This window comes from Psychroflexus sediminis (assembly GCF_900099815.1).
Lineage (GTDB): Bacteria > Bacteroidota > Bacteroidia > Flavobacteriales > Flavobacteriaceae > Psychroflexus > Psychroflexus sediminis.
Window position 1 is genome coordinate 45,305 of the sequence record NZ_FNCW01000010.1, and the last position, 26,594, is coordinate 71,898.

Here is a 26,594-nt window from a genome sequence, read left to right on the forward strand (position 1 = left end):
AGTCTATTTTTCAAAATTTGTAAATGGAGTATTGATGATTTTTTCGATTTCTGCTTTAGAATTAATAATATCCAGCATGGATTGTAAAAGTTCATTTTGTGCAGCGTAAAGCTGTTGCTGCGCTTGTCTTAGCTCAAAACTGGAAGCCACACCTTCTTTAAACTTCACTTGATTTTTATGTTCGATGCGTTCGGCGAGTTCCAAATTTTTCTTAGACAATTCGTAATTATCGACAGCAAATTCAAAATTGCTTTTAGCATTATTCAATTGAAGTTTAATTTGATTGATCGCCTGTGTTTTCTGAGTTTCAGCCTTTTTCATTTCAATCTTAGCTTTTTGTGTTCTGGCACTACGCTGTAGCGAACTGAAAATAGGAACATTCAGACTTACGCCGATGGTTGAAAATTCAAACCATTCTGCTCGGGAAGAAAAGAATTCAAAATCATCACCAAAACTGGTCTGACCGTAATTAGCGAAAGCGGAAAGACTTGGTAAAGCTTTGCTTTTTTCAAGCTTCATTTCCAGCTCACGCTGTTTTACCAAATTGTCGGCGATTTTAAATTGAATGGTATTTTCTACTTGGAGATCATTGGCTAAGACTTCAGTTTCTAAAACTTCTCTGTTCGCTAGATTTTCTAAATCCTCCAGCAAAATTACTTCAGTATTTATGGGTAAACCCAGTACCATATTGAGACTTTCTTTGGAAATGTCTCTCATGCGCTGAGCATTGTTCAACTGACTTTGTAACTGCTGATAGGTGATTTGTAACTGTTCCACATCTTCTTCTTCGGCTAGGCCGTTTTCATAAATCTTACGCGTTTCGTACAGGTTTTTTTCAGCAGTTTCCAGGTTATTTTCAATGATATCAATGGAATTCTGAGTGAGCAACACATTGCCATAAGCACTCACCACGTCTTTCCTGACCTCTAGTTTTGTGCGTGTTTCTGCGTTATCTGAATATTCCAGAAAGGTTTTAGCGGCCTGCAAAGCAACGATATAGGACCCATCAAAAATCAGTTGATTCAGTGTAACGGAAGCATTCATGTTTTGCCTTGGCGTAAACTGAACAGGCACGAACGTTCCCGGTTCTTCACCAACCAATTCTCCGGGAAGGGGTGTTTGTCTTATGATGGCATTGTATTCATAATTTACAGCACCATCTATTTGCGGGAGACCATCAGCTGTGGTTTCCCATTTTTGCTTGAGTGCAATAGCCACATCCCGTCTGGCATTGATGGTGGCGTAACTGCTGTCAATAGCAAAATCTATCGCTTCCTGAAGCGTAAATTCATAGCTTTTGGGTGGTTCTGTATTTTGTGCAGATAGTCCCAAAAATGTAAATAGGAGTAAGCCTAAAATTAGTTTTCTCATTCTAGCAATTGTTTTTCGAGTTCGATAAGGCGTTGATGACCTTTTTTATCTACAATACTTCGCAGATGGTATTTTAAAAATTCTTCGTAAAGTTCTTTTGGAGTGAGATGGCTGTCTTTGAAGAGTTCTTCATCTTTCAAATTTAGCATACCGGCAATGTAAATTCTACAGGTGAAGACTTTGTGAATGTCCTTTCTGTAATAGCCTTCTTGGACGCCTCTTTCTATATTTTTACCAATGCAGTCTTCCATCTTCAAAATCTGAGACTCGCGCATCTTCGCATAAATCCTAGGATAGTATTTCTGAAACTGAAACTGTGGAGAGGTTTTTTCGTTTTTAAGGCGTTTCATCACGACGCGCTTAATCTCTATCATCTCTTCGATGGGATCGAGTTTTTTCAACTGAACCAAATCAATTTCGGCATGTATGCGGTCGCGAATGAAGTAGGCGACCTGCTCCACCAGGTCAGACTTATTAGTGAAATATTCGTAAATGGTTTTTTTGGACACGCCAAGCTCCCGGGCCAGGTGGTCCATAGTGACGCTTTTGAAACCGAATTCCAAAAACAAATCGCCCGCCTTATGTAGAATGTCTTCTTTCATTTCAGGCGGCAAAATTAGGCACGGAAACTTTTAATACAATAAAAGTTTCCAAAGTTTCACTTTAATTTAACTTTGGAAGAGTTTATTTCTTTATTTGCTGGATGCGTAATGTTTTTCTCTTCGTAAGTCGGTAAGGCGTCTATACATCAGGTTTTTAAAAGTGGCGTTCCCAATATCAGCAAACTGAACTTCATAAATTTCGTAATAGTGCAATTTCCTGTCCAGATTTTCATAGCGCCTGTCTGCTGCAAGAGCTAATTCTACATAGGCTCTTTCAAAACTGGGACATTCCTCAATCACGAGTTCAAATAATTTGATGGCTTCTTCGAGTTTGTCCTGGTTTTTTAGGGCCAAAGCTTTCGTAAATCGTTCTTCGTCCAGGCTGGTATCTTTCAAACGCATGGATAGTTCAGCATGCTTTTCAGCAGCAGCAAAATTTTGATGTAAGGCAAAGACTTTAGCAATTTGATGGTGGTACATGGCGTTTTTGGGTTCCATATTCAAAATGCGTTTATACATTGCAATGGATTTCTCCAGCTGATTTGTATTGGCATAGGCGATCGCCATTTTTTCTATCACGAATTTTGGTATGCTTGTAAGCTGTTGAAGCTTCTCAAACTGCTCTAAAGCCAGTTTTAATTTTCTCTGCCGATAATAAATCTGACCCAGTAAGCCGATGATTTTTTTGTTATTAGGATTAAAACTTAAAGCGGTTAGACTCGTATGTTCAGCAAACTCATAACTTTTGATCTTAAAATAAAACTCAGCAAGTGCATAGGCAGCCGGCTGATGGGAAGGATCCATGTCCAGAGCTTTTTTATAAAAGATTTCGGCTGAGTTTTTTGTGATCTCTGCTTTGCAAATCCCCAGCTGATAAGCGAATTCTGCATTCTTAGGATAACGGGAATGCAGTAAAGTGAGTAAACTATCCGCTTTTGTAAAATAAGCATTTGCTTTTAATAGCCTGGCATAGGCAAACTGATGCCGGGGTTCATCCTCCTGGTCTGCCAGTGCCAGATGATAACTGGCGATGGCTTCTTCATCAAATCTTTTAGCCTGAAGGCTTTTGGCCTTTAAAATCTTTTCCTTAAAACTTAGGGGTGGATGTTTATCAAAATGGGTTAAGATGCTGGAATACTCACCCACAGCATATAAGCTGTCGAGGTCCTGAGCGTAAATAAAGTGTGCACCCAAAACCAGGTGCACAATGAACAAGATGAATTTCACCATAGTTTTATTCATTTGGAACATTAAATGTTAAGGGTATGGCATAAAGTACACCCACCTTTTCGCCCTCATGTTCGCCGGGCTTCATCTTTGGTAACTCTTTTATAACGCGTTCTCCTTCGGCCTGAAGGTCCGGGTGTGGCGCTCTTGCTCTTACATCTACTATCTTGCCTGTCTTATCAATTTTAAATTGCACATAGACTCGGTTAACACCTGTAAGTCCCAGTTTTTTTGCCAGACCGATATCAAAGTTTTCGTTTACAAACTGGCTCACCTTTCTGCTCATGCATTCTTTACGTTCATCATTGCTGCCTAGACCTTCGCAACCCGGGAAGACGGGCACACTTTCGATCACAGCAAAGGGAACATCGCTTAGTTTAGCCTCTGTATTTTTAATTTTTGTAATCTTGGTCATCGGAGCCTGATTTTCATTCTCTTCAGTGCTGTCTCCATACGTCTGAAAAGTTATAGGTAAGGAATAAAGCACGCCCACCTTTTCACCTTTTTGCTCGCCAGGTTGCATTTCGGGGAGTTTGCTAATAACGCGTTCGCCTTCGGCCTGAAGGTCCGGGTGTGGCGCCCTTGCTCTTACATCAACGATCTTACCTGTCTTATCAATTTTAAATTGCACATAGACCCGGTTAACACCTGTAAGTCCCAGTGTTTTTGCCAGACCGGTATCGAAATTCTCATTTACAAACTGGCTGATCTTTTTACTCATGCATTCTTTACGCTCTTGGTTCGTCGCTAAACCCTCACAGCCAGGGAAGACGGGTACACTTTCGATCACAGCAAAGGGAACATCGCCAGTTGTATCGTATGCTCTTTCAGTTTCTGTGACTTCAACGTTCCAGTCATTTTCTTTCTCCTGAAGATAATCTTCATAAGTCTGAGTTTTCAGCTTTCGAAATGCATCTGTATCTGTCATGGACATTTTGTTTCCATCAGAACTTTTTTCGTCCATCTTTTCAGCCATGAGAATCATAAACACATTTCGTCTGTAAAAATCTTCTCTGGAGTTGATTTCTCTATAAGTGGAAAGTCTGAATTTTGCTGGTATATCATCTGAAAACATCCCGTATTTAGCAACAGCCTCTTCCAGTTCGTCCATGTATTGTGAACGTAACTTTTCAGCTTCAGCTTCTTCTGTCAGTTGCTGGATTTCTTCCTGTGTAGACACCTTACAGGCGGTATACGTCAGCATCAGGCCTAGCAGCGGCAAAATCAGCAGATATTTTAATAAGTTTTGTGGACGAGAGTTTTTCTTTTGTAACATCATAAGGCGTTGTTTTAATTGAGAGTGATTAAAAAATGAATGTGAAAATTCGAAATTCCTGGTGCCAAAGGCCTGGTTAAGCAGGCTTTGAGCGTAATCGCGTTTGTTGAGGTCTTTGGCAGCCACGGCATCGGCCTGGAGTTCGTGGACCAGGACCAGTTCGCGCTTCAGCCAGTGATGAGCGGGACTCAGCCAGAACAGCATACGCAGAAATTCAGTAAAAAATAAATCCAACGCATGATTGGAGCGGGCGTGTTCCAGTTCGTGAGCCACCACTTTTGCGCGCTGAGTTTCCGGGATCTTGTCGCCCACAAATATGGATTTCCAAAAGGTGAACGCATTTTCAGAAGCTTCCAGTTTATAGCACTGTACCTTATGGATATAGCATTCGAAACGGGCTTTATGTGTCAGTTGCTTCAGTTTCCAATAGCCTATGCTGAATTTAATAGCAAAAAAACTGATGCCTATAAGATAAATAAGCTTAAGTATTGCATCCATACTCCAGGTACTCGTCTGGGGCTCTGTGTTTGCACCTGAGGCGGTTAAGTTCACTTCTTTTCCTGTCATAAAATAAGACTGGAACTGGGTATCCACCGTATTTACCGTTTCCTCCGGGCCAAAATCGATAGCCAGTACGCTAAAGTCGAGCAGGGGAACTATAAACGAAAGCACCGCAGTGACCAGCAGGTACGCTCTGTTTTGTGCGTAAAAGGTCTCTGTTTTAAAGAGCAGATACAGCCCCAAAAAGCAGGTTTGGAAAAGAATAACATCTAATAAATACCACCACATTAGTCCCTGGTTTTATCGAGTTCTTTTAGGATGCTTTCCAAATCTTTGGCGCTCATGTTTTTCTCCTTTACAAAAAAGGAAACCATGTTTTTGAAGGAGCCTTCAAAATACGAGTTGACCATCTTCTTCATCGTGGCTTTTTGGTAAGTGTCTTTGTCGATTAAGGCAAAATACTTAAAGCCTCTTCCTGCCTTTTCATGACCTACAAAGCCTTTGTCTTCCAGGATCCTCACGATAGTAGAGGTGGTGTTGTAGGCAGGTTTGGGCTCAGGCATATCTTCGATGATTTCAGCAACCCGGGATTTTCCCTTTTGCCATAATAGCTGCATCACTTCTTCTTCGGCTCGTGTTAATTGTCTCATGGGCTTTAATTTTATTTGACCAAGTTAAACTAAAATAATAGTTTAACTACAATAATAGTTGTTAAAGTTTTGATTTTTTAAATAAATCTCATGTTTTAAGTTCGAGCCTTTCTGTTCATCAAGACAGGCTCAGTCGAGAACCGTTTATATTTTTATAAATCATTAGTTTTACCTAAAAAAGAAATTATGGCTACAATATACCAAGTCGATGCCTTCACAGATGAGCTATTCAAAGGCAATCCGGCAGGCGTTATGCTGTTGGAAAATGAGTTTCTGGAAGAGAAGCTGATGCTGAATATCGTCAAGGAAATGAATGTGTCGGAGGTGGCTTTTGTTTTGCCCAAAGAAAATCACTTTGCGATTCGGTTTTTTACCCCAAAAGCTGAAGTGCCGCTTTGCGGACACGCCACCTTATCTGCAGCTCATATTTTGTATGAACTGGGGCAGGTTTCAAAACAGGAATCTATAATCTTTCAGGCACCCAAAGATCTGTTAGAAATCAGCTTTACCGCTGAGGGCTATCAGATGAAGTTTCCTGAATATAGCTTGGATAAAATAGCGATTACCAATTACGCTAAGGCTTTACATCTTCAGGTGAATAAGGCTTTTGAAGTCACCAACGACTGGACCATGCTGGTTTTGGAATCTGAAGAGGAACTGGCTAATTTCAAGCCCGATGCCAGGCTGCTTCAAAGTTTAGGTCTGGGACAAAGCATTTTTACAGCAAAATCAACCTCAGAAGAAAGAGATATTGTTTGCAGATGTTTTGTGCCTAATCTTAATATTTTGGAAGATCCTGTAACGGGTTCTGCGCATTGTGCGCTTGGGGTTTACTGGGCTGAGGTTTTAGGCAAAACGGCTTTAAAGTCAGAACAGATTTCGGAGCGCAAAGGTCAGCTGAAGCTAGAGCTGAAAAACGATAGTGTCTACATCTTAGGTCAGGCCAAAACGGTGTTTAAGGCCGAGTTTTATTTGTAATGTTCATGACGGTCTGTCCTCTGTGAACTTTGTGACTTTGTGGTTCTATTCACCACGGAGAAAACAGAGATAATGGTAACAACTTTTTATTTATAAATCGACCGCCAATATACTTTTTGATAACTGCGTTCAACCACGCGATGAATCAGGCGGTCCAGGAAATCGTTTTGAGTCATCAGCCGCTGAATTTCCTTCTCGTGAATGTCAATTCTATAAAGGAGGTGAATAAAACTCGAGGTTTTTTGATGCATAAGCTCAGAAAAAATGGGGTTTAAGCCTTGCCATAATTCATCTGGTGTAATGTTGGTGTGCAACTCGATTTCTGTAAGTCCCACCAGAGCCAGATCTTTATTGAGTTGCAAAATCAACTTTTTCCAGACCTCGGCGTATTTCTCTGGCTCGGAGGTGATCTCGGAAAGTTGCTGAGGAATACTCATTTACACATCGCGATTCATAAGGTTAGTCCCAAAGGCTCTAAGAAATGTTTTTCCTTTTTCAGACACCTGCATATGATCGAGATGTTTGAAGGCTTGCTCGGTATAGGCTTTTATTTTTTCGGTGGTGGCTGCTTTGGCCCCGGAATCCTCAAAAATCTGCTTAGCAGTTTCAATTTTGCTTAACGGCTCCTCAGGGGAGATGGTATACAGATGTCTTAGCTGGTCTGCACTGCTGGAATCTGCAAGCTCAAGTGCTTTGAGATACAGGTAAGTCTTTTTGTTTTCTATGATGTCACCGCCTATTTGTTTACCGAAAACAGACTGGTCTCCAAAGCTGTCTAAATAATCATCCTGAATCTGAAAGGCAATGCCCAGCAGCCTGCCGAACTCATAAATTTTGTCCTGAACCTCTTCAGAAGCATCACTTATAATGGCTCCCATTTTTAGGGCTGCTCCCACGAGTACAGCGGTTTTGAATTCGATCATTTTCAGATATTCCTCGATGCTGACGTCATCGCGCTCTTCAAAATCAACATCGTATTGCTGGCCTTCGCAAACTTCAATAGCGGTTTTGGTAAAGAGTTTGGCCAAAGGCTTGAAGTGTTCTGCAGGATAATTTTCAAAAAGCTGATAAGCATTGATAAGCATGGCATCACCAGATAAAATCCCGGTGTTGATATCCCACTTTTCGTGTACGGTTTGTTTACCTCTTCTCAGAGGAGCATCGTCCATAATGTCATCGTGAACCAAAGAGAAATTGTGAAAAATCTCTATGGCTAAAGCAGCATCCATTGCTTTATCACGACCCCCGCCAAAGATATCGGCACTCATCAGCACCAATACAGGTCTCAGGCGTTTGCCACCAAGTTGTAAGATGTACTCTATAGGCTCGTAAAGATTTCTTGGTTCTTTTTGAGGCAGTTGAGCCTTCATATAAGAAAGAAAAGAGGTTTTGTAAGCTTCTAAATCCAACATCAATTTTTTTCGGCTAAAATAAATCATTAAAGTTATCTACGTCCTTTTTTTCAAGATTGTTAAGGCATGTCTTTTCGAAAATACTCAGTAAAATTCAAAATTTGAAGCGCAGTGTACTGAAATTAGTCAGTTAAACTAACCCTGATACCTAGGCATCTAGGTCTTAATTTGATATAATAACCTGACTCTGTCTTGGAAAAGCGGCTCAGTTCAGATATTTAAGTGAATACCGTGGTGTTTCATGTTTTTAAATCAATTTTTTATAGCAGTTCAAGAATGAGGCAGAGAAAGTAGCGCTTTATGATAAACCGCATTTCTATTAATAAGCAGAATATTTGCTTCGGAATGAGGGGGAAGTTCATGAATATGGAATATTGTGTATTCATCTGAAATATCATAATTTTCAAAAAAATTAAATTTTAAGAATCATGAATAAAAATTTCCTCAGGTTAATTTTATTTTCTTTCCTCACATGTGTTATAAGCCACTCAGTAACTGGTCAGCAGGTCGATTTAGATAAATTAAAAGGCATGGATGTCCGAAGTATTGGCCCAGCCGGTATGAGTGGTCGGATAACGGCCATTGATGTTGTGCATGACAATCCGCAGATAATGTATGTGGGGTCCGCCTCTGGTGGTGTATGGAAATCTGAAAGCGGGGGTGTAGACTGGAATCCTGTTTTTGATGAAGAGCAAATCCTTTCCATCGGAGCCGTTGCCATTCAGCAGGATAATCCTGATGTGATTTGGGTAGGTACAGGAGAAGGAAACCCTAGGAATAGTTCTAATGGTGGTTATGGACTATACAAATCCATAAATGGTGGAAAGAGCTGGAAACTGATGGGCCTGGAGAAAACGCGTAATATTCATCGGGTGAGAATTGATCCTAACAACCCAAACACCGTTTATGTAGGTGCTATTGGCTCACCCTGGGGAGAACATCCTGAGCGTGGGGTTTACAAAACTACTGATGGAGGTAAAACCTGGACCAAGAGTCTTTTTGTCGATAATAAAACAGGGGTTTCAGAATTAATCATGGATCCCAATAATCCGAATAAGTTATTTGCAGCTATGTGGGAACACAGAAGAAAACCTTGGACTTTTACTTCTGGCGGTCCTGGCTCTGGCTTATACATGACTCTTGATGGTGGTGAAAACTGGAAAGAGTTGACCGATAAGGATGGGTTGCCAAAAGGCGATTTGGGAAGAATGGGCTTAGCAATCTCAGCAGCAGATTCCAAAACCGTTTACGCTTTAATAGAATCCAAAAAGAATGCACTTTATAAATCAGTAGATGGCGGGTATTCGTGGAACATGATTAATGAGGACATGAGTGAAATCGGTAATCGTCCGTTTTATTACGCAGAATTGTATGCGGATCCATCAAATGAAAATAGAGTCTATACGATATTCACTTATGTAAATGTGAGCGAAGATGGTGGAAAGTCATTTAAAGGACTAATGCCGGCGTATGGGACTACTACCGGGGTTCATCCAGATCATCACGCCTGGTATATCCATCCGGATAATCCAGATATGATGTTAGACGGAAATGATGGCGGATTAAACATCACCTACGATGGAGGAGAGACTTGGAGGTTTGTACAAAATCTTCCGGTAGGGCAGTTTTACCATATCAATACTGATAATGATTACCCTTACAATGTGTATGGAGGGATGCAGGATAACGGGAGTTGGGCTGGCCCGGCTTACGTTTGGAAATCGCAAGGCATCAGAAATTCTTATTTCCAGGAAATAGCTTTCGGTGATGGTTTTGATGTCGTGCCGGATCCGGACAATTCTAGATTTGGATTTGCGCAGTCTCAGCAGGGCTTTGTAGTACGCTACGATAAAGAAACGGGAAATAGTCAAATTGTAAGACCGACCCATCCGGATAAAGACGTACTATTAAGATTCAACTGGAATGCGGCTATTGCGCAAAATCCATTTGATAATAGCTCAGTCTATTTTGGGAGTCAGTTTTTACATAAAACCAACGACAAGGGACAGACCTGGGAAATCATCTCTCCGGATTTAACAACCAATAATCCCAAAAAGCAAAAGCAGTTTGAAAGCGGTGGATTAACTTATGATGCTACAGGCGCAGAAAATAACACGACCATTACAGCCATTGCCCCGTCTTCTTTGGAAGAGGAAGTGATTTGGCTAGGAACGGATGATGGGAATATTCAGCTGACTCAGGATGGCGGCAAAAACTGGAATAAGGTAAGCACCAGTATCAAAGGTTTCCCGGCTGAATCCTGGGTAGCACAAATTCAGGCTTCAACCTATACTGCGGGTGAAGCATTTGTCGTGGTCAATAATTACCGAAATTTCGATTTCAAACCTTATTTATTCCATACGACGAATTATGGAAAAAGCTGGACGAATTTAACCGATGGTGAAGAGGTTTGGACTTATAACTTAAGTGTGGTACAGGATCCTGAGGAGCCAAATTTAATGTTTTTAGGAACAGATGGCGGATTATATTTCAGTATCAATAAAGGTCAAAACTGGCAAAAATGGACAAATGATTATCCAAATGTGCCTACGCGTGATATGATGATTCATCCGAGAGAACATGATTTAGTGATTGGGACTTTTGGCCGTGCGATTTACATCATGGATGATATCAGACCATTAAGAGCACTGGCTGCGGAAGGGAGAGTTGTATTGAATCAGCCCTTGAAACTGTTTACGCCTCCTGTGGCTTATCAGGCGGTAAATCAGCAGCCTAGTGGTTCTCGATTTGGCGCCAATGCCCTGTTTAATGGCGAGAATAGAAATTCCAACGCCATGATTTCTTACCTTATCAATAAACCTAAGCAAAAAGAGGACAAAAATGAAAATGAGGAAAAGGAAAGTGATGAAGAGAAAGTGACCTACGACTCTCTTAAGCTTGACGTCTATACTATGGAAGGTGAATTGATCCGAACTTTAAAAGAGAAAACCCCTGAAGATAACGGGTTACACCGTATGTACTGGAGAATGGACGAAGCAGGACAACGCGGTCCGAGCAGAAGCTTGACCAAAGAAGATGCTGAAGAACCAGGTGGAGTAGATGTCATGCCGGGAAAATATAAATTAGTCCTGCACTTTGGTGGGCATAAAGATTCCACAGAGATTGAAGTGAAGTTTGACCCGCGTTTGGAGGTAAATGTAGCAGACCTAAAAGCACGATACAACTTCTTGAAATCTATAGAAAAGTTGCAGGCTACCGCTTATGAAGCCAGTCAAAGCGTTTTAAAAGCTAAGGAAACAGCTGATCACTATATCCAGTGGATGGAGGAGAAAGATAAAAAGGCCTTTAAAGAACAGATTAAAGCCAGCAAAGCGATCAAAGATTCCTTAGAGGTATTATTTGAACCATTGGTAGGTGAAGACTTTAGCGATAAGCAAGGCATCATAAGAACACCCGTTCCGGATATTGGTGATAGAATAAGTAATGCTTATAATTATACAGCAGCTAGTTTCGATAAACCAGGAGATACCCAGGAACGTTTGAAAAAGCAGGCCGAAGAAGCTTTAAAACCAGCTATTGAAGCTTTGAATAAATTCTTTGCTGAGGAGTGGAAAGCCTATCAGGAAGATATAAGTGAACTGGACCTTTCCCTTTTTGAAGACTATGAAGTCCTGGAAATAAAAGAATAACTAAAATTCAACAACGACAAAAAGCCCAAAGTGTTAACACTTCGGGCTTTTTAGTATATACATGAGGAAAAAAGGGGGTGGGTTATCACCACTTTTCCTTTTGTAGTGTTTATAGTTTAACAGAAGATAATATCTATATAGATAATAGTGAATTAGTGTTGATGAGACTTTTTTATAACCACTCAATTAATGAAGTGAAATCATACTTTTTGAAAAATTAAATACACACGAGAAATGACTTTTCTGCAGCGGATTGCCGGTTTTAAATACTGCATTTTTTTGAAGTAAGTAAATCGGTTTAGCCATAAAATTTAGTGAAAAGTAACTAGGTTTAGCAAGAAATCGTAATTTTGTGTTACACATTACAAGATGTAAGCTTAATATGGACAAATATTCTTTTTTGAATGCGATGCACCCATCGCAGTTAGCAGATCTCTATAACCAATATTTACAAAATCCAGATGCCATAGAACCAAGTATGCGAGCCTTTTTCCAAGGTTTTGATTTTGGTCTGGAATCCGGTTTTGAAGGAGAGTCTTTAGATGGCTCTAAAACAGTGACTTTAAAAGACAGTGAAACCAAAGAAACCGAAAAGGTTCAGGTGCGAGAAAATGTCCAGAAAGAATTTCAGGTGGTCAATCTAATTGATGGCTACAGGCACCGGGGTCATTTATTTACCAAAACGAATCCCGTAAGAGAACGCCGTAAATATTCACCAAAGCTGCATATCGAAAATTTCGGATTATCAAAATCTGACTTGGATCGAGAGTTTGAGGCTGGTGAAATTATCGGTATTGGAAAAGCTACGCTTCAGGAAATCATCGATTTTCTAGAAACGGTGTTTTGTGATTCCATAGGTGTGGAATATGCTTATATCCGCAAGCCGGAGGAGGTGAAGTGGATTCAGGACCATATTTACAAAAACCGAAATAAAACCGATTTCTCCGAAGATCAGAAAAAAAATATTTTGCGCCGACTCAATGAAGCGGTCACTTTTGAAAGTTTCCTGCATAAAAGTTATGTCGGGCAGAAACGCTTTTCTCTGGAAGGAAATGAATCTTTAATTCCGGCTTTGGATGCGCTTATTGAAGGTGCTGCAGATGTGGGTGTCAAAGAATTTGTGATGGGTATGGCTCATCGAGGCCGTCTCAATACCCTAGTGAATATTTTTGGTAAAAGTGCCAAGGATATTTTCAATGAATTTGAAGGTAAAGATTATGATGTAGACAGCTTTGATGGTGATGTGAAATATCACTTAGGCTGGACCTCCTGTCGTCAAACGGATTCAGGAAAAGAAATAAATTTAAACCTGGCCCCAAACCCTTCTCATCTGGAAACCGTAAGTGCAGTTGTTCAGGGAATTGCCAGGGCAAAACAAGATGACCATCATGTTGGCGAGGAGCAGGATGTACTTCCTATTGTCGTCCATGGAGATGCCGCCATTGCCGGACAAGGTATAGCTTATGAAATTGTGCAAATGGCACAGCTTGATGGTTATAAAACCATGGGAACTATCCATATTGTCGTTAACAACCAGATTGGCTTTACCACCAACTATACTGATGGCCGATCATCAACCTACTGTACAGATGTGGCCAAGGTGACATTATCTCCCGTGCTTCATGTGAACGCAGATGATGCTGAAGCTGTTGTTCATGCTATGAAGTTCGCCCTTCAGTATAGAATGGAGTTTGGTAAGGATGTGTTTATCGATTTACTGGGTTACAGGAAGTATGGACATAATGAAGGAGATGAACCAAGATTTACCCAGCCTCAACTCTATAAAGCCATTTCAGAACATAAAAATCCAAGAGATATTTATGCGGAACGATTGAAAGATGAAGGTGTCATCGATGAAGATTATCTGGATGAACTGGAAGAAAAGATTAAAACCAAACTCAGCGAAGAGTACGAAGTTTCCAAAAAAGAAGAAAAGTCTGTAGTGACTAAAATCCTTCAGGATGAATGGGAAGGATTTGAATATGCAGACAGGGAAAAAATGCTGGAGCCCGTCGATACCACTTTTGACCTGGATAAGTTATCTAAACTTGCAGAATCTCTAACGACTTTGCCGGAGGATAAGAAATTCATGAGAAAAGTGAATAAACTTATGAAGTCTCACCATGAAAAATACTTTGAAAAAAATCAGCTGGATTGGTCGCTGGGTGAACTTTTGGCCTATGCTACGCTTCTGGATGAAGGGCATAATGTACGTATCACCGGACAGGATGTAGAGCGAGGGACCTTCTCTCACAGACATGCGGTGATTAAAACTGAAAACAATGAGGAAGAATATGTGCCTCATAACAACCTGAATAAAGATCAGGGTCATTTTTATATCTATAATTCGCTGCTTTCAGAATATGCCGTTGTAGGCTTTGACTATGGTTACGCCATGGCCAATCCAAATACACTAACGATCTGGGAAGCCCAATTTGGAGATTTCAGTAACGGCGCACAAATCATGATAGACCAGTACATTTCTTCAGCAGAAGATAAATGGAAAACCCAAAATGGTCTCATTTTATTACTCCCGCATGGTTATGAAGGTCAGGGGTCTGAACATTCTTCAGCCAGAATGGAAAGATATCTTCAGTTATGTGCCAAAGACAATATGTTTGTAGCCAACTGTACAACTCCTGCCAATTACTTTCACTTGTTAAGAAGGCAACTCAAGACCAACTATAGAAAACCCTTAATCGTCTTTACACCAAAGAGTCTGTTAAGACATGCTGAGGTGGTTTCCCCAAAAGAAGACCTGGCCGAAGGAAGCTTCCAGACCGTCATCGACGATCCCAATGCAAAAGTGAAAGACATTAAAACTCTGGTATTTTGCTCTGGAAAGTTCTACTATGACTTGAAAAAAAGACGGGAAGAAGAAGAGAGAAACGATATGGCCCTGGTCAGACTGGAACAGTTATTTCCTTTGCCGGAAGACGCGTTAAATAAGATGATCAAGAAGTATAAAAATGCTGAGGATATCGTTTGGGCTCAGGAAGAACCAAGAAATATGGGTGCTTACTCCCATTTGCTGTTGCAATACGACAAAGCCAAAGACTTTAGAGTGTGCAGCAGGCGTTTTTACGGTTCTCCGGCAGCAGGAAGCCAGGCGAGATTTAAGAAAAGACATGAAGGCGTTATCGACTATGTATTCGATCCTTCAAAAAACAATAATGTAAAAGATTATAAAAGTAAAAATTAAGACACGAAACACATAATATTATGGCTTTAGAAATGAAAGTCCCTTCACCGGGAGAGTCAATTAGCGAAGTTGAAATCGCAGAATGGTTAGTAAAAGATGGCGACTACGTAGAAAAAGATCAGGCGGTCGCTGAAGTGGATAGCGACAAAGCAACTTTGGAATTGCCAGCCGAAGCTTCAGGTATTATTACGCTTAAAGCTGAAGAAGGCGATGTGGTCCAGGTTGGAGAAGTGGTCTGCTTAATTGACACCGATGCGGAAAAACCTTCTGACAACGGTGATGATAAAAAAGAGGAATCCAAGTCTAAAGAATCTTCAGAAGACAAAAAATCTGGGGATAAAAAAGAGAAAGAAGACAAGTCTAAAGATGAAGATGAAAAGTCTTCTTCAGAGGATCAGGACAAATCCTCCAAAGACAAAGAAGATAAGTCGTCTTCAAAAGAAAAAGAAGAGAAAGATAAAAAGTCTTCTTCAGATGCTGATAAATCTTACGCTTCAGGCAGCCCGTCTCCGGCAGCTAAGAAAACCCTGGATGAAAAAGGAATCGATCCTAAAGACGTCAAAGGCAGTGGCAGAGATGGCAGAATCACTAAAGAAGATGCCATGAATGCAGAGGCAAAACCTTCTATGGGATCGCCTGGTCCGGGCAAACGCAGCGAGTCCAGAAGCAAAATGTCTATGTTGCGAAGAAAAGTAGCAGAGCGTCTGGTGAGTGCCAAGAATGAAACGGCGATGTTAACGACCTTCAATGAAGTCAACATGCAGCCTATCTTCGATCTGAGGTCCCAGTACAAAGAAAAATTCAAAGAAACCCATGGCGTAAGTCTTGGCTTCATGTCCTTCTTTACCTTAGCTGTGGTTCGTGCTTTGGATAAATATCCGGCTGTAAACTCTATGGTGGATGGAAAAGAAATGATTACTTACGATTATAAGGACATCAGTATCGCCGTATCCGGACCAAAAGGTTTGATGGTGCCGGTGATGAGAAATACAGAGAATCTTGGTTTCAGAGGCGTTGAGCAGGAAGTAAAACGTCTGGCCACGCGTGCCAGAGACGGAAAAATTACTGTGGATGAGATGACAGGAGGAACCTTTACCATTTCCAATGGAGGGGTGTTCGGTTCTATGTTGTCTACACCAATCATCAACCCGCCGCAAAGTGGTATTCTGGGTATGCATAACATTGTGGAAAGACCAGTGGCTATAGACGGGAAAGTAGAAATACGTCCGATCATGTATGTGGCCCTGTCTTATGACCATAGAATTATCGATGGTAAAGAATCCGTAGGATTTTTGGTAGCTGTAAAAGAAGCCCTGGAAGATCCAAAAGAGTTGTTGATGGATAGCGACGTCGAAAAAGCACTCGAGCTTTAGTCAGTCTTTCTATTGAATTCATAACCCTGAAGTGTTTAAAGCTTCAGGGTTTTTTTATACTGATTTTAATCTCGTTAGCTTTATAGGATTTTGCTACATTTCTTAAAAGTTTAGGGTTTTAAAATACGGCTAGAAACAAACTCACCTCTACTTCAAATACAAATAATCGGTTTTATAGTCGATCACGGCCTTGCCTTTTTTAAGAATATCGGCCCCGATGATACCGTGCACCAGCTCAGCATCGTGATCGTTTAGCGCTTTGTTGACGTGAGACAAGTCGAATAAAATCAAATCCACTTTCTTTTTGGTCCATTTTCCGATGCTTACTTTATTGTTGGTGGACGCTCTGGTGAGCATATTGGTGGCGCCTGCACCAGCGGCTTTGATGTTGCTGTCTTCAGAAAATAAGTTGAAGTGATCTGCATACGTAAAATCGATGCAGGAACTGGAGGCGCCGGTATCTATAATAAAACTGCCTTCCACACCATTTATGGTGACTTTGCACTCGTAATGATTAGTCTCCGTGCTATTCATTTTTAAGGCTTTGTATTTTTTTTCTTTCAGAAAGGATTTTAAGGAAGACATTTATTGAATTTTCGGCAAATATAAAGTTTCGTTTTAAATAAATTTGCCACTATGATACTAACAGATACCCATACCCACTTATATTCTGAAGCTTTTAACGAAGATAGAACGGAAGTGGTCCAAAGAGCCATAGATAATAACATTAAGCGTTTCTTTATTCCCGCTATAGATTCAGATACCACTCAGGCTATGTACGATTTGGAAAAGCAGTTCCCGGAGCACATGTATTTGATGATGGGATTACATCCCACCTCCGTTTCAGAAACTGTAGAGCAGGAGCTTAAGCATGTTGAAGAAGAACTGGCCAAGCGAACATTTTATGCTGTTGGTGAAATCGGCATCGATTTGTACTGGGATAAAGGTTTTTTTGAAGCCCAGCGTAAAGCCTTTAAACATCAGATCAAGCTGGCTAAAAAATATAAATTGCCTATAGTCATTCACTGCAGAGAGGCATTCGATGAGATTTTTGAGGTGCTTGAAGAAGAAAAGGGAGAAGACTTATGCGGCATTTTTCATTGTTTTACAGGAACCAAATCTCAGGCCGAACAGGCGATCCGTTACAATATGAAACTCGGAATTGGAGGCGTTGTTACCTTTAAAAATGGAAAAATAGATCAGTTTATCAATGAAATCGATTTGAAACATATTGTTTTAGAAACCGATTCCCCTTATCTTGCTCCAAAGCCCTATCGGGGGAAGCGAAATGAAAGCCTTTATATTTTGAAAGTAGCAGAAAAGCTTTCTGAATTATACGGGATAAGTTTAGAAGAAATAGCGAGACAAACCACTCAGAATTCTAAAGACGTCTTCGGAATTTAATACAGATAACTTTATGTCCAGAATTCTATTAGTATATACAGGCGGAACCATTGGGATGATCAAAAATCCTGAAACCGGAGCGCTTACAGCTTTCAATTTTGATGAGCTGCTGTCCAATATTCCTGAACTGAAGCTTTTGGAGCACGACATTAGTACAGTGAGTTTTGAAGAGCCTGTAGATTCTTCAGATATGGATACTTCAGATTATGTGAAACTCGTTCATTTAATAGAAGATCATTTTGAAGACTATGACGGTTTTGTGGTGTTGCACGGAAGTGATACCATGTCCTACACCGCTTCTGTGATTTCATTTATGTTTGAGAACCTGAAAAAGCCGGTTATTTTTACAGGGTCACAACTGCCTATCGGAGATTTGAGGACCGATGCCAAGGAAAATCTGATTACGAGTATTCAGTTAGCGGGTTTAAAAGAGAACGGGAAGACCGTAATTAAAGAAGTGGGTCTTTATTTTGAATATAAACTATACAGGGCTAATAGAACAACCAAAGTTAATGCTGAACATTTTGAAGCTTTTGAATCCTCCAATTTTCCCGCTATTGCAGAATCTGGTGTGAATCTGAAGGTGAATTACGAAAAACTCATGAAACCGAACTTGAGAAAGAAGATGATCGTTCATAAATCCTTAAACGATAATATCTTCGTTCTGAAATTATTTCCGGGAATAAATTATAAGACACTGGAACATATTTTTAACACACCGCATGTAGAAGGAATTATTTTAGAGACTTTTGGCAGTGGAAATGCGAAGACGGATCCCTGGTTCCTGAAGCTTCTAAAACAGGCAATAGACAGAGGAGTTCATGTTGTGAATGTAACCCAATGCGTTGGAGGTGCGGTGCTTATGGGCAAGTACGCAACAAGTGAACGTTTAAAAAAACTAGGGGTTATAAGCGGAGGAGACATGACAACAGAGGCTGCTGTGGGAAAAATGATGTATCTTTTGACAAAAAAATTAGGACCAAAAGTATTTAAAACTATATTTGAAACCTCTTTAAGAGGTGAAATGAATTAAAAATTAACGTGCATTTCTTCTTATAAAAGTATTTTTTTTTATTTATTTGCTAAGAATTAGTTATCGTTCATTATAATTTCTAGAGAGGTGACCGAGCGGTCGAAGGTGTACGCCTGGAAAGCGTATGTTCCGATTGTATCGGAACCGAGGGTTCGAATCCCTTCCTCTCTGCTTTACAAAAACAAACTAAAATCATTAAACACTAATTATTAATTCTAAGACAGACAACAATGAAAAGATTATTTTCAATTTTAGCCATTTTAGCCATCATGGCAGTTGGTAACACAACTTTAAATGCAGCCAATTCTTCTGAAATTTTTACTGAAGCAGCTGTGACTTTTGTACAAGATGATGCCGCAGCCGCTGATGCTGCAGAAGAAAGTCCAGGCTTTCATCAAGAATTAAAAAAGCGTTTTATTGAAGGTGGTCCTGGGTTTATGGGGATTGTGCTTCTTTGTTTAATTCTTGGATTAGCCATTGCTTTTGAAAGAATTATATACTTGAATCTGGCTACAACTAACACGAAAAAGCTGGCTCAAAACGTAGAGGATGCTATGAAGAGTGGTGGTGTAGAAGCTGCCAAGGAAGTATGTAGAAACACAAGTGGCCCAGTTGCTTCTATTTACTATCAGGGACTTGATAGAATGGATGAAGGTGTTGAGGCTTCAGAAAAAGCTGTCGTAGCTTACGGAGGTGTTCAAATGGGACAACTTGAGAAAAATGTTTCTTGGGTATCTTTATTTATTGCATTAGCTCCTATGCTTGGTTTTATGGGTACTGTAATTGGTATGATTCAGGCCTTCGATAAAATTGAAGCCGCTGGAGATATGCAGCCATCTTTGGTAGCCGGAGGTATTAAAGTAGCTTTATTAACAACTGTATTCGGTTTGATCGTTGCTATTATTCTTCAGGTTTTTTATAATTATATCATCGCTAAGATAGATAGTATTGTAAATGATATGGAAGACGCATCGATTACGCTTATCGATATGTTAGTTGCTCACAAAAACAAATAAATCAGTATGAATAAAATATTTAATATTATAAAAATCATTTTTGGTGTTGTAGGAGCTATTCTCTTTGTGAGAATCCTCAACGCCGGAGATGAAGCGATAGAAGCTAACGCAGCAATACAGTCAAGTGTATTGGCTCCTTTTATGTATGTATCATACATTATATTAGGAATTACAGTTCTAGCGGTATTAATTTTCTCTGTAAGAGCACTTTTTACGGGTAATGTTAAGAAAACACTTATTTCTCTAGGGGCTTTTATTCTGGTCATTGTAATATCTTATCTAGTCTCTAGCGGAACAGAAACAGCTTTAAGAGATGGAGACGTGTTATCTGCAAGTGGATCTAGGTGGGTTAGTACGGGATTAACAGCATTTTATATCTTAGCTGCTTTAGCGGTTTTGGCAATGCTATTATCTAGCGTAAGAAAAATTATAACAAGATAATTATGGCAAAAAGATCAGCACCAGAGGTAAACGCTGGATCCATGGCGGATATAGCTTTCCTTTTGCTTATCTTTTTCTTGGTCACAACGACCATAGAAACAGATAGCGGAATCACAAGGAAATTACCTCCTATAGATGATGAACAAGAAGATCCACCACCGCTTAAAGAGAAGAATATTTTTATTGTTCTTGTAAATGCTAATGGTGACTTGCTTGTTGAAGATGAACCCATGGAATTTCAAAATCTGAGAGAAGCTGCTGTTACCTTTTTAGATAATGGTGGAGGTACAGGTGACGAAGCATGTAATTATTGCCAGGGACCCGGACTATCAGATTCTTCAGATAATCCTGTCAAAGCTGTTATTTCTTTACAGAATGACAGGAGAACAGAATACGGAACTTATATAGCAGTTCAAAATGAACTTGTGGCTGCTTATAATCAATTAAGGAATAGAGAGGCGAACAGACTTTATGGCGTAGATTTCACAGAAATGGAAGCTGTCTATAATGATCCGAATTACCAAGGTGATAAGGAAGAGCTTAAAGAAAGAATTAAAAAGATTCAAGAATTGTTTCCTCAAAAACTTTCCGAAGCAGAACCTAAACGATAAAAAATTGAACACATATGTCAAAATTTAAAAAGAAAGGTGATGGTGGTACACCAGCTATTTCCACTGCATCCCTACCGGATATTGTTTTTATGCTTTTGTTCTTTTTTATGGTTGTAACTGTGATGAGAGATTCATCTCTTAAGGTTCAAAATATTCTACCTTTCGCAGATCAAGTTGAGAAATTAGATAAGAAAAATCTAATTATGTATATCTATGCAGGGAAACCTTCTCCTAGATATCAAGAAACTTACGGAACTGAAGCTAGGATACAATTGAACGATAAATATGCTAAAATTAGTGATATTCAGCAATTTATAAAAGAAGAACGTCAGTCTAAACGTGAAGAATTACGAGATAAATTGACAACAGCGCTAAAGGTTGATAAAGCAACCAATATGGGACTGGTTTCAGATATCAAACAAGAATTGCGTAAAGCTGAAGCTCTTAAAATCAATTACACAACTAAAGAAGGTGATGCCATGCTGAACCTTGAGTAGTTTGAATAAAATTTAAATACTTCAAAGGCATTCCTTTACAGGGGTGCCTTTTTTATTTGCATAAACCTAGTTAACTTACCCCCTTTAAGTCAGCGATGAAAATAATCTATCTAAGTGTTTTTTTAGGTCTCTTTTGCTCCTCTGTAGCTCAGGAAAGACTTTCATGGTTAAAAGAAAATGAAGTTGATTCTCTATATAGAGAAGATCAATTTTATTTAGGTTTTAGTTTTAATTTTCTTACAGATCTTCCTGCTAAGGTCGAGCAGTCTGGTTTTTCCGGAGGCCTCATTTTTGGGTTTATACGGGATATGCCAATTAATAAAAGACGCAATTTGTCCATTGGTCTGGGATTAGGGTTTAATCTCAATACTTTTGGTCAGACACTTCAAATAAAAAAAGGAGGAGATGGTGAAGATCAGTTTATACCAATCGATTCTGACAGAAACTATGATTCTAATCGCTTTACAACCAATTTGATAGAAATCCCCTTGGAATTTAGATGGCGCTCATCCGATATAAATAAATTGTCTTTTTGGCGAATATATTTGGGTTTCAAGATAGGTTATGTGATAGGCTCCAAATCCAGTTTTCGTGGTCCAAATGATAGTTTTAGTTTTAAATCCATAGACTCTATCCATAAATTCAGAACTAGTACAAAACTTACATTTGGTTACGGGGCTGTCAATTTCTTTATCGACCTGAGTCTAAACCCCATTTTCGACGCAGAAATTGATTCTACCGGTGAGGAGGTGGGTATAATGCCTGTTAAAGCCGGTCTGACTTTCTTTTTTCTGTGATCAAATCCAGTAACTAAGAAAATATAACTGGGGAATACATCCTGCGAGAATTCCTAAAAGAATTTCTGATAAGGTATGCGCTTTTTCATATAAGCGCGAGGAACTGACCAGGCCTAAAAAAAGAAAAAGCAAACTTATGGAAACTACCATCGGTTCATGAAAAGATATACTAAGGCCTGTCACAAAACTCACTAGCCCGCTTATACCCAGCGCATGTAAGCTTATCTTAAACCGGAACATACTGAATAACAGAGCAATTATTCCTGAAAATAAAATGCCTGAAAAGAAGTAAAACAGCGTTCTGTAGTTATACACATCTAATATGGTATTGAGCAGAATAAGAATGAGCAGGATGAAGAACATCAAGAATACGCGTCTTTCTTTCACATCTGAAATCTTATAATCACTTATAAGTTTTAAGTTCTTGGCAATAAATAAAAATACGATGGGTAAGAATATTAAGAGTATACAAACCGCCATCAGTTTGGCAGTAATGATTTCCTGGTCTAAATAGTTGGGGATCGCATAAAAATAAAACAAACATCCTAAAAAAGGCATCCAGAGCGGATGACCTAATACGGATACGAGTGATGAAAGCCTCGACAAAAAATTCATATTTCTTTTCGCAATCTAGCTACCGGAACGTCCAATTGCTCTCTATACTTGGCGATGGTTCTTCTTGCTATCGGGTATCCTTTCTCTTTTAAAATAGAAGCTAACTTAGCATCGGTATAAGGTTTCTTTTTATCTTCAGATTCCAAAGTCATTTCCAGGATTTTCTTGATTTCTCTTGTTGATACTTCTTCGCCTTCTTCATTTTTCATAGATTCAGAAAAGAAGCTTTTGATCAAAAAGGTTCCGTAAGGTGTTTCTACATATTTGCTATTCGCTACTCTGGAGATAGTGCTGATATCCATGTCAATTTTCTCAGCGATATCTTTTAATATCATCGGCTTTAGCGTTCGCTCATCACCGGTTAAGAAATACTCTTCCTGATGCATCATTATGGAATACATCGTTGAATACAGCGTTTCCTGTCTCTGTTTTATAGCATCGATAAACCATTTTGCAGAGTCTAACTTCTGTTTGATAAAGAACACAGCTTCTTTCTGTTCTTTGGTTTTGGTTTTTGCCTCCTTGTAGCCTTTCAGCATATTGGAATAATCACGTGAAATGTGCATCTCAGGTGCATTTCTTCCGTTTAAGGTAAGCTCTAACTCACCATTTTTGATATGAATGGCAAAATCAGGAATAACGTGTTCTACAGATTTGCTGTTTCCAGAATAAGAAGCCCCCGGTTTTGGATTGAGATGTTCAATTTCTTCAATGGCTTTTTTCAGTTTTTCTTCAGAAATACTGAACTTCTGTAAAAGTTTATCGTAATGTTTCTTACTGAATTTGTCGAAGGTCTCATCTATGATTTTGTAGGCCAGACTTACGCTTTCAGTCTTGTCTTTTCTTTGGAGCTGAATCAATAAGCATTCTCTTAAATCTCTTGCTCCAACACCTGCCGGATCTAAAGATTGAACTATTTTTAATGCTTTTTCAACGGTCTCCTCATCGGTATAAATGTTTTGTGTGAAAGCTAAATCGTCTACAATGTCGATAAGTGACCGCCGAATGTAACCGCTGTCATCCACGCTTCCTACCAGAAAAAAGGCAATCTCTTCCTGGTCACCCTTAAAAGTAAAGGTTTGTAACTGGGTTTTTAAGTATTGAGAAAACGATGTTCCGGAAGCATAAGGGACCTGCTTATCTTCATCATCTGCACTATAGTTGTTGGCCTTTAATTTATAACTGGGAACTTCATCGTCGCTTAGATAATCATCAACATCAAATTCTGTTTCGATGATATCGTGATCATCATCGGCTTCATTTTTAAATTCATCCTCGTATTCATCTTTTTCTTTCCCCGCATCTAGTGCCGGATTTTCTTCATACTCCTGCTTAACTCTCTGCTCAAAAGCCAATGTAGGAAGCTGTATCAACTTCATCAACTGGATTTGTTGTGGAGATAACTTCTGTGATAACTTTAAATTGAGCTTTTGTTTAAGCATGATGATGATTCAATAGTTTAGGCTGAATTTTATTTCAGAGGCCTTTCTCTAATATAAGTCAAATCTAAAATTTTACTTCAACTCATTTATAAATTTAACGAATTTATGTGGGATCTTCGTTTCGATAGTTAAGCTTTTTTGTGTTTTCGGATGCTGAAATTGAAGTGAACTCGCGTGAAGAAACAGTTTTTCTTTACTGACTTCGGTCCCATAAATTTTATCACCTACAATGGGGTGTCCTAATGAAGAGAGATGTATCCTGATTTGGTGAGTTCTTCCGGTACTTGGATACAAATTGACCAAACTAAAGTCTTCATTTCTTTTTCTAAAGGTTTTTTGAACCTGGAATCTGGTGAAGCTATCTTTTTCATCAATTTCTGAATTTATTTCTCCTTCAGCAGGTTCTATGATGCCTTCAACTATAGCTATATAGCTTTTCTGAATGTCATGCTGCTCAAATAAGACTGAAAGTAAAGTTTTGACCGAAACTGTTTTCGAAATGAGCAGAACACCAGATGTAGGATTATCCAACCTATGAACAGGCTGGGGATAGGGAAGGCGGTCCTTCTCTGAAGTTGGTTTTAAATTAAATGGCAGCGCATTTTCTATGGTTTTGAAATAATTACCATTAGTAGGATATCCAACTGGTTTGTAAACGACAGCCAAAAAGTCATCTTCATAAAGCACATCGAGTTTCAGTTTAAAAATCTTTTTATCATGCTGAATTTCTTCTGCATAAAGTTTTAGAACTTGTCCGGTTTCAACCCAGTCAGATGTTTTGGCCAGCTCACCATCTCTTGTAATGAGCCCCTTTTTGATGCTTTTTTTTAAGGCGCTTTTGGTTTGTATAGATTCAAAGACACCCACTCCATACTCTTGGAGTCTTATGCTTTTCTGAATGCTACTGACTTCATGGGTTTCAATACAGGTTTTCGATTTAGAATTCTGCATTTTGTGGAGTTCTAGGATAAGGAATAACATCTCTTATGTTGGACATTCCCGTAGCGAAAAGAACTAAACGCTCAAAACCAAGCCCAAATCCGGAATGCTTGCAGGTTCCCAGTTTTCTCGTTTCCAGATACCACCATAATTCTTTCTCATCCACCCCTATTTCTTTCATTTTGGAAAGCAATACATCGTAGCGTTCTTCCCTTTGAGAACCTCCTACAATTTCTCCTATACCTGGAAAGAGAACATCCATGGCTCTTACCGTCTTCCCATCGTCATTTAAACGCATATAGAAAGCTTTGATATTTGCAGGATAATCATATAAAACAACAGGACAGCCGAAGTGTTTTTCGACTAAATAACGCTCGTGTTCACTTTGTAAGTCAGCTCCCCATTCTTCAATGATGTAGTTGAATTTCTTCTTCTTGTTGGGTTTGCAGTTTTTAAGAATCTCAATGGCTTCTGTATAGGAAACTCTTTTGAAGTTGTTTTTAAGTACAAAATCAATTTTCTCTCTAAGCGGCATTGGTGACCTGTCTTTTTCAGGTTTGGATTTTTCATCCTGTACAAGTCTGTTTTCCAAAAACTCCAAATCTGAAGCGCAGTGCCTTGTGATATATTCTAAAACATACTGTATGAAATCTTCAGCGAGATCGATGTTTCCTTCTAAATCACAAAAGGCAACTTCTGGCTCTATCATCCAAAATTCCGCAAGGTGTCTGGACGTGTTAGAGTTCTCAGCTCTGAAGGTTGGACCGAAGGTGTATACCTTTCCCAGGCCAAGCGCAAAAGTTTCTGCTTCCAGTTGACCACTTACCGTAAGATTGGTTTCTTTCCCAAAGAAATCTTTGGAATAGTCAATTTCACCAGCCTCATTGGTAGGAATATTTTTAAGGTCAAAGTTGGTAACTTTAAACATTTCGCCAGCACCTTCAGCGTCACTACCGGTAATGATGGGCGTGTTTACATAATTAAATCCATTTTCATTGAAGTATTGATGAACTGCAAAAGCCAATTTTGACCTTACTCTCATGACCGCTCCAAAGGTGTTGGTTCTTACTCTCAGGTGAGCCTGCTCTCGCAGCTTTTCCATAGAGTGTTTCTTAGGCTGCAAAATGGTTTTCTTGACATCTTCCGGATCTGCAATCCCTAAGATTTCAATAGAGGTTACTTCAAGTTCAACCCGCTGACCTGCCCCTTCACTCTCTTTTAAGGTTCCTTCCACAGAGATGGCCGCACCTGTAGAAATGCTTTTTAAAGTAACTTCATCCGTATTTTCAAAATCTACAACACATTGTAAACTATCCAGGCAGGACCCGTCGTTTAAAGCAATGAAACGATTGCTTCGGAAGGCTCTTACCCAGCCGTTTACCTTATATTCCTGTAATATGTGATCAGTTTCGAGAAGTTCAACTACTTTTTTTGTTAGCATTTTCAATAAGTTTAGAAAGAAGCAAAGGTAATTTTTTCCTTAGCGCTTTACAATAGCTTTATGAAAATACAGGTCTCATTTTATCTCTTCTGGGAGGTGTCATTTATTTATGTGCA

23 protein-coding genes and 1 tRNA gene are annotated in these 26,594 nt (G+C 39.4%); 12 read left to right on the forward strand and 12 right to left on the reverse strand.

What is annotated here, in order from left to right:
- Positions 1–3: 3 nt before the first annotated feature.
- From BLP81_RS10305 to BLP81_RS10325, 5 genes are all read right to left on the reverse strand, one after another.
- The gene (locus BLP81_RS10305; protein WP_093368389.1) at positions 4–1,371 is read right to left on the reverse strand and encodes a TolC family protein; all 1,368 of its coding nucleotides are present in this window, start codon (positions 1,369–1,371) and stop codon (positions 4–6) included.
- Positions 1,368–1,973, reverse strand: coding sequence for a TetR/AcrR family transcriptional regulator (locus BLP81_RS10310; protein ID WP_093368390.1), 606 nt, complete (start codon positions 1,971–1,973; stop codon positions 1,368–1,370). The genes BLP81_RS10305 and BLP81_RS10310 overlap by 4 nt, the downstream gene beginning before the upstream one ends.
- 90 nt (positions 1,974–2,063) lie before the next feature.
- Positions 2,064–3,203, reverse strand: a complete 1,140-nt coding sequence (locus tag BLP81_RS10315; protein WP_093368462.1) for a tetratricopeptide repeat protein — start codon at positions 3,201–3,203, stop codon at positions 2,064–2,066.
- A 4-nt stretch (positions 3,204–3,207) separates the two neighbouring features.
- On the reverse strand, positions 3,208–5,265 hold the full coding sequence (locus tag BLP81_RS10320) for a M56 family metallopeptidase (protein WP_245686455.1): 2,058 nt from the start codon (positions 5,263–5,265) through the stop codon (positions 3,208–3,210).
- Positions 5,265–5,627 (reverse strand): BlaI/MecI/CopY family transcriptional regulator, encoded by a 363-nt coding sequence (locus BLP81_RS10325; RefSeq protein ID WP_093368391.1) that lies wholly within the window; start codon positions 5,625–5,627, stop codon positions 5,265–5,267. The genes BLP81_RS10320 and BLP81_RS10325 overlap by 1 nt, the downstream gene beginning before the upstream one ends.
- Positions 5,628–5,813: 186 nt before the next feature.
- On the opposite strand from BLP81_RS10325, the gene BLP81_RS10330 reads away from it, so the two are divergent.
- Complete coding sequence (locus tag BLP81_RS10330) at positions 5,814–6,605, forward strand: PhzF family phenazine biosynthesis protein (RefSeq protein ID WP_093368392.1); 792 nt, start codon at positions 5,814–5,816, stop codon at positions 6,603–6,605.
- Positions 6,606–6,691: 86 nt separating this feature from the next.
- On the opposite strand, the gene BLP81_RS10335 is transcribed toward BLP81_RS10330, so the two are convergent.
- Positions 6,692–7,042 (reverse strand): hypothetical protein, encoded by a 351-nt coding sequence (locus BLP81_RS10335; protein WP_093368393.1) that lies wholly within the window; start codon positions 7,040–7,042, stop codon positions 6,692–6,694.
- Positions 7,043–8,017: a polyprenyl synthetase family protein gene (locus BLP81_RS10340; protein WP_093368394.1), complete on the reverse strand. Its 975-nt coding sequence runs from the start codon at positions 8,015–8,017 to the stop codon at positions 7,043–7,045. It lies immediately after the preceding gene.
- 428 nt (positions 8,018–8,445) lie between these two features.
- Here BLP81_RS10340 and BLP81_RS10345 point away from each other — a divergent pair, with 428 nt between their 5' ends.
- From BLP81_RS10345 to odhB, 3 genes are all read left to right on the forward strand, one after another.
- Positions 8,446–11,667 (forward strand): WD40/YVTN/BNR-like repeat-containing protein, encoded by a 3,222-nt coding sequence (locus BLP81_RS10345; protein WP_093368395.1) that lies wholly within the window; start codon positions 8,446–8,448, stop codon positions 11,665–11,667.
- A 382-nt stretch (positions 11,668–12,049) separates the two neighbouring features.
- The gene (locus BLP81_RS10350; RefSeq protein WP_093368396.1) at positions 12,050–14,869 is read left to right on the forward strand and encodes a 2-oxoglutarate dehydrogenase E1 component; all 2,820 of its coding nucleotides are present in this window, start codon (positions 12,050–12,052) and stop codon (positions 14,867–14,869) included.
- Between the two features lie 20 nt (positions 14,870–14,889).
- A complete protein-coding gene (gene odhB, locus BLP81_RS10355) occupies positions 14,890–16,242 on the forward strand; it encodes a 2-oxoglutarate dehydrogenase complex dihydrolipoyllysine-residue succinyltransferase (RefSeq protein WP_093368397.1) in 1,353 nt (450 codons plus the stop codon).
- Positions 16,243–16,389: 147 nt separating this feature from the next.
- Here odhB and BLP81_RS10360 read toward each other — a convergent pair whose 3' ends face one another.
- Entirely contained in the window at positions 16,390–16,827 is a 438-nt protein-coding gene (locus BLP81_RS10360; RefSeq protein WP_093368398.1) for a retropepsin-like aspartic protease, read from the reverse strand.
- A gap of 51 nt (positions 16,828–16,878) precedes the next feature.
- Between BLP81_RS10360 and BLP81_RS10365 the strand changes: the two genes are divergently transcribed.
- The 8 genes from BLP81_RS10365 (at position 16,879) to BLP81_RS10400 (ending at position 22,041) form a co-directional block, all read left to right on the forward strand.
- Positions 16,879–17,646: a TatD family hydrolase gene (locus BLP81_RS10365; protein ID WP_093368399.1), complete on the forward strand. Its 768-nt coding sequence runs from the start codon at positions 16,879–16,881 to the stop codon at positions 17,644–17,646.
- Between the two features lie 13 nt (positions 17,647–17,659).
- The gene (locus tag BLP81_RS10370; protein WP_093368400.1) at positions 17,660–18,679 is read left to right on the forward strand and encodes an asparaginase; all 1,020 of its coding nucleotides are present in this window, start codon (positions 17,660–17,662) and stop codon (positions 18,677–18,679) included.
- 81 nt (positions 18,680–18,760) lie between these two features.
- A tRNA-Ser gene (locus tag BLP81_RS10375) sits at positions 18,761–18,850 on the forward strand.
- A 59-nt stretch (positions 18,851–18,909) separates the two neighbouring features.
- On the forward strand, positions 18,910–19,695 hold the full coding sequence (locus tag BLP81_RS10380) for a MotA/TolQ/ExbB proton channel family protein (protein ID WP_093368401.1): 786 nt from the start codon (positions 18,910–18,912) through the stop codon (positions 19,693–19,695).
- Positions 19,696–19,701: 6 nt separating this feature from the next.
- Positions 19,702–20,136: a hypothetical protein gene (locus BLP81_RS10385; RefSeq protein WP_093368402.1), complete on the forward strand. Its 435-nt coding sequence runs from the start codon at positions 19,702–19,704 to the stop codon at positions 20,134–20,136.
- A 2-nt stretch (positions 20,137–20,138) separates the two neighbouring features.
- Positions 20,139–20,747, forward strand: a complete 609-nt coding sequence (locus tag BLP81_RS10390; protein ID WP_093368403.1) for an ExbD/TolR family protein — start codon at positions 20,139–20,141, stop codon at positions 20,745–20,747.
- A 14-nt stretch (positions 20,748–20,761) separates the two neighbouring features.
- Entirely contained in the window at positions 20,762–21,244 is a 483-nt protein-coding gene (locus BLP81_RS10395; protein WP_093368404.1) for an ExbD/TolR family protein, read from the forward strand.
- Positions 21,245–21,339: 95 nt separating this feature from the next.
- On the forward strand, positions 21,340–22,041 hold the full coding sequence (locus tag BLP81_RS10400) for a porin family protein (protein ID WP_093368405.1): 702 nt from the start codon (positions 21,340–21,342) through the stop codon (positions 22,039–22,041).
- On the opposite strand, the gene BLP81_RS10405 is transcribed toward BLP81_RS10400, so the two are convergent.
- The 4 genes from BLP81_RS10405 to asnS all read right to left on the reverse strand — a co-directional run bounded on the left by BLP81_RS10405 (position 22,042) and on the right by asnS (position 26,478).
- On the reverse strand, positions 22,042–22,656 hold the full coding sequence (locus BLP81_RS10405; protein WP_245686456.1) for a hypothetical protein: 615 nt from the start codon (positions 22,654–22,656) through the stop codon (positions 22,042–22,044).
- Positions 22,653–24,098 (reverse strand): RNA polymerase factor sigma-54, encoded by a 1,446-nt coding sequence (rpoN, locus tag BLP81_RS10410; protein WP_093368407.1) that lies wholly within the window; start codon positions 24,096–24,098, stop codon positions 22,653–22,655. The genes BLP81_RS10405 and rpoN overlap by 4 nt, the downstream gene beginning before the upstream one ends.
- A gap of 72 nt (positions 24,099–24,170) precedes the next feature.
- Positions 24,171–25,049 (reverse strand): RluA family pseudouridine synthase, encoded by an 879-nt coding sequence (locus BLP81_RS10415; protein ID WP_093368463.1) that lies wholly within the window; start codon positions 25,047–25,049, stop codon positions 24,171–24,173.
- A complete protein-coding gene (gene asnS, locus BLP81_RS10420) occupies positions 25,036–26,478 on the reverse strand; it encodes an asparagine--tRNA ligase (RefSeq protein ID WP_093368408.1) in 1,443 nt (480 codons plus the stop codon). Before asnS ends, BLP81_RS10415 begins: the two co-directional genes overlap by 14 nt.
- Positions 26,479–26,594 lie beyond the last annotated feature (116 nt).